This is a genomic window from Cryobacterium sp. 10I1, assembly GCF_035019805.1.
In the GTDB taxonomy this organism is placed as follows: Bacteria; Actinomycetota; Actinomycetes; order Actinomycetales; family Microbacteriaceae; genus Cryobacterium; species Cryobacterium glucosi.
In genome coordinates, this window is record NZ_JASJVF010000254.1 from 1 (window position 1) to 4,430 (window position 4,430).

4 protein-coding genes are annotated in these 4,430 nt (G+C 69.7%); all 4 read right to left on the reverse strand.

Annotated elements, in window-relative coordinates; genetic code table 11:
* Positions 1–595: Rho termination factor N-terminal domain-containing protein (locus QN345_RS15885; protein WP_323508854.1), on the reverse strand; the 595-nt coding region annotated here is incomplete at its 3' end.
* Between the two features lie 284 nt (positions 596–879).
* Complete coding sequence (thrB, locus tag QN345_RS15890; RefSeq protein WP_416172934.1) at positions 880–1,845, reverse strand: homoserine kinase; 966 nt, start codon at positions 1,843–1,845, stop codon at positions 880–882.
* Positions 1,842–2,957 carry a threonine synthase gene (thrC, locus tag QN345_RS15895; RefSeq protein ID WP_134448137.1) on the reverse strand — a complete coding sequence of 372 codons (1,116 nt, stop codon included), beginning with the start codon at positions 2,955–2,957 and terminating at the stop codon, positions 1,842–1,844. The genes thrB and thrC overlap by 4 nt, the downstream gene beginning before the upstream one ends.
* The gene (locus QN345_RS15900) at positions 2,957–4,294 is read right to left on the reverse strand and encodes a homoserine dehydrogenase (protein ID WP_134448135.1); all 1,338 of its coding nucleotides are present in this window, start codon (positions 4,292–4,294) and stop codon (positions 2,957–2,959) included. Before QN345_RS15900 ends, thrC begins: the two co-directional genes overlap by 1 nt.
* Positions 4,295–4,430 lie beyond the last annotated feature (136 nt).

Consider the following 4,430-nt stretch of genomic DNA (forward strand, 5'->3'; position numbering starts at 1 on the left):
CTTCGGCGGAAGGCGCCTCGGTCGGGGCCTCGGTCGCTGCTGCTTCCGCGGCGGCCTTGACCGACACGGACGTGGCGCGCTTGCGCGCCTGGCGGACCGGCTTCTCGGCGGCGACAGGGGCCTCCGTGGTGCCGGTGCCACCGGCGTAGGTGGTGGGGGCCGTCGTGCGACGGGTCGTCGCGGCGGCGTCCGGGAGGATGAGGCCGATGCCGAGGTCGCCGTCAGCGTTGACGTGCGCGGCGGCGGGGGCAGCGGTCGCGGTGGTGGCGCGGCGCGGCGCACACTTGCGCGGCGGGGCTTCGACGAGAGTCGCGGTCGCGGCTGCTGCCGCGGCCGGCTCGGCGACGGCCGGCTCGGAAACGAGCTGCTCGGAGACGACCGGCTCGGTCGCGGCGAAGGCGGGGATTTCGAGCTCGGGGCTCACGGTGTCGCCACCGGCCTGGACGGCGGTGATGGCGGAGACGAGCTCGCCCTTGCGGAGCTTGGAGGAGCCGGGGATGCCCAGTTCGAGCGCGAGAGCCTGAAGCTCTGCGACACGGAGGGTTCCCAGGCGGGATGAATCCGCGGCACTTGCGCGGAGGTTGACGTCAGTCACGAAAATTTGTCCTTTCCCCCGGCACGAACATTTACGAAAACCGGGGAAGCTGTGGCAACGTCGGAGGCGCTGCGGGTGGTTCAATCCCACAGAAAGTGGATTGAAGTGAACACACACAGCCACGCACAGATGTCGCGATAGCAGTGAGTTACGGGAAATGCACCATCGAAAGGAACCGGTCGTTAGGCGATTTCTTCGGGTACGCCATCGACTCTAGCAGAGCATTCCGAGAACGGATGCCGCGCCATCCCCTGCCGCGGCACCCCCCGTTCGCGCGCTTCAGGTCAGGCGGCGACTGCCGCGTCCGTGCGGGTGACGGTCGCGCCCTGGAAGTCCACGGCGAGCATGAGTGCCTGCCAGGGGGTCTCCGAGTTCGCGGCGACGAGCTCCGCGGCGACGAGGCGCTGGCCGGGGTCGCTCGCGAGCACGAGGATCGACGGGCCGGCTCCGGAGACGACGGCCGCGAAGCCGTGCTCCCTGAGCAGGGTGATCAACCGGTTGGTCTCGGGCATCGCGGCGGCACGGTAGCTCTGGTGCAGCTTGTCCTCTGTCGCGGCGAGCAGCAGCTCCGGGCTCTGGATGAGCGCGGCGATGAGCAGCGCGGAGCGGGACAGGTTGAAGACGGCGTCCTCGTGCGGCACGGTCTCGGGCTGGAGGCTGCGGGCGAGCGCGGTCGACATGGCCTGCTCAGGCACGAACACGAGCGGCTTCACGCCGCGGTGCACCATCAGCTTCTTGTGCCGGGGGCCCTCCGGGGTCGTCCACGCGATCGTGAGGCCGCCGAAGAGTGCGGGCGCGACGTTGTCCGGGTGCCCCTCCATCTCGGTGGCGAGGGTGAGCAGTGCTTCGGAGTCGATGTCGACGATGCCCTCGAGCAGGCCCTTGGCGGCCATGATCCCGGAGACGATCGCTGCCCCAGAGGATCCCATGCCGCGGCCGTGCGGGATCTTGTTGTGGGCGACGAGCGCGAGGCCCGGCATCCGCTGCCCATAGGCGGCGAAGGTGTGCGCGATGGCCTGCACGACGAGGTTCGTCTCGTCGGTCGGCACCACGCCGGCGCCGACGCCCTGCACGTCGACGAACACGCCGGGTTCCTCACGCACGCTCACGTCGAGGCGGTCGTAGTAGGAGAGGGCGAGGCCGAGGGTGTCGAAGCCGGGGCCGAGGTTCGCGGTCGTCGCGGGAACCTGGACGGTCACCGAACGTCCGGCGAGGAGGGAAGGACCGGACACGGCTTCGGCCAGGGTCACTTCTTGGCCAGACCGAGGACGCTGGCGATTTCGGCGGTGTCGACGGGCACGACGGTCGGAGTGATCTCGGCGCCGTCCGCGGTGCGGAGCGCCCACTGCGGGTCCTTGAGGCCGTGGCCGGTGACCGTGAGCACGACCGTCGCGCCGGCGGGGATGAGCCCGGCTTCGGCACGCTCGAGCAGGCCTGCGACGCTGATCGCGGAGGCGGGTTCGACGAAGATGCCGACCTCTGCGGAGAGGATGCGGTAGGCCTCGAGGATTTTGGCGTCGCTGATCGCGCCGAAGTAGCCGTTCGTGAGCTTCTGCGCCGCGAGGGCGAGGTCCCAGGACGCCGGGTTGCCGATGCGGATGGCGCTCGCGATGGTCTCGGGGTGGTCTACGCGGTGGCCGAGCACGATCGGGGCGCTGCCGGCGGCCTGGAAGCCGAACATGCGCGGGAGCTTCGTGGTCGCGCCGCGCTCGAGTTCTTCGGTGTAGCCGCGGGTGTACGCGGTGTAGTTCCCGGCGTTTCCGACGGGGACGATGTGGATGTCCGGCGCGTCTTCGAGCACCTCGACGACCTCGAAGGCCGCCGTCTTCTGGCCCTCGATGCGGTCGGGGTTGACAGAGTTGACGAGGTGCACCGGGTAGTTGGCCGAGAGGTCGCGGGCGATGTCGAGGCAGTCGTCGAAGTTGCCCTGCACCTGCAGGAGCTGCGCGTTGTGCGCGATGGCCTGGCTGAGCTTGCCGAGGGCGATCTTGCCCTCCGGCACGAGCACGACCGCGAGGATGCCGGCGTGAGTCGCGTATGCGGCGGCCGAGGCAGAGGTGTTGCCGGTCGAGGCGCAGATGACGGCCTTCGCGCCGTCTTCGACGGCCTTCGAGATCGCCATCGTCATGCCGCGGTCCTTGAAGGAGCCGGTCGGGTTCATGCCCTCGTACTTGATCCAGACCTTCGCGCCGGTGCGCTTCGACAGCGCGGGGGCGGGAATCAACGGCGTGCCACCCTCGCCGAGCGTGATGATCGGGGTCGCGTCGGTGATGTTCAGGCGGTCGGCGTATTCACGCAGCACTCCCCGCCACTGACGGGACTGGGTCTTCACGGCCTGCGTGGACTCTCGTTCGCTGGACATCAGGCTCCTTCAACTCTCAAAACGGATGCGACGGTGGTGACAAATCTGTTGGCGGCGAGGTCGGTCACGGTGGCGGCGAGTGCCGCCTCCGTTGCCTCGTGGGTTCCGATCACAAGGGTAGCCGTGGACGGGACGGCCGCGTGACTGGACGTGAGGGGACGTGCGGGGGTCATCGACTGCTCGACGAGGGCCAGCGAGACGCCATGGTCACTGAACACCCCGGCCAGGGTCGCGAGCACGCCCGGCTCGTCGGTCACCTCGAGGGTGACCGCGTAGCGGGTCGTGATGCTGCCGATGTCGAAAACGGGCAGGTCGGCGTGGATCGAGGCCGCGACTCCGGGGCCGCCGGCGATGTGGCGGCGGGCGAGGGAGACCAGGTCGCCGAGCACTGCGGATGCGGTCTCGACTCCCCCGGCGCCCGCGCCGTAGAACATCAGGCTGCCCGCGGATTCGGCCTCGACGAAGACGGCGTTGTTCGCTCCGTGCACGGCCGCGAGCGGGTGGCTGCGCGGCACCATCGCGGGGTAGACCCGGGCGGAGACCCCGGCCTGGCCGGTCGCGGCATCCGTGATGCGTTCGCAGATGGCGAGGAGCTTGACCACGTAGCCGGCCTTGCGGGCGGACTCGATCTGCGCGGGCGTGACCTCGGTGATGCCTTCGCGGTAGACGGATGCGAGCGGCACGTGGGTGTGGAAGGCGAGGCTCGCGAGAATGGCCGCCTTCTGCGCCGCGTCGTAGCCGCCGATGTCCGCGGTCGGGTCGGCTTCGGCGTAGCCGAGCTCCGTCGCGGTGGCGAGGGCTTCCTCGAGGCTGTCCCCATCGGTGTCCATCCGGTCGAGGATGAAGTTCGTGGTGCCGTTGACGATGCCGAGGATGCGGTTGATCTGGTCGCCGCCGAGGCTGTCGCGCAAGGGCCGCAGGATCGGGATGGCGCCTGCGACGGCGGCCTCGTAGTTGAGCTGGGCGCCGACCTGGTCTGCGACGGCGAAGAGTTCGGGCCCGTGGGTCGCGAGGAGAGCCTTGTTCGCGGTGACGACATCCGCCCCTGAGTTCATCGCCATCAGGATGTAGCTGCGGGCCGGTTCGATGCCGCCGAGCAGTTCGATGACGACGTCCGCGCCGAGGATGAGGGACTCGGCGTCGGTCGTGAAGAGCTCGTGCGGCAGGTCGACGGTGCGTTCGGCGTTGACGTCGCGCACGAGGATGCCGACGAGTTCGAGGCCGGCGCCGACCCGGTTGGCGAATTCCTCGCTCTGCTCGAGCAGCAGCCGGGCGACCTGGGCGCCGACGTTGCCGCCGCCCAGGAGGGCGACGCGCAGGTTGCGGTATTCGATCATCGGATGGCTTCCTTCGGTTGATCGGTGCCGGCGGGGGCCGCGACGACGGCGGTGATCCCGGTGTCGCGGGAGAGCAGGTCGGCGATCGTCTCGCCGCGGACGAGCAACCGGGCGGCGCCGTCCAGCACGGCGACGA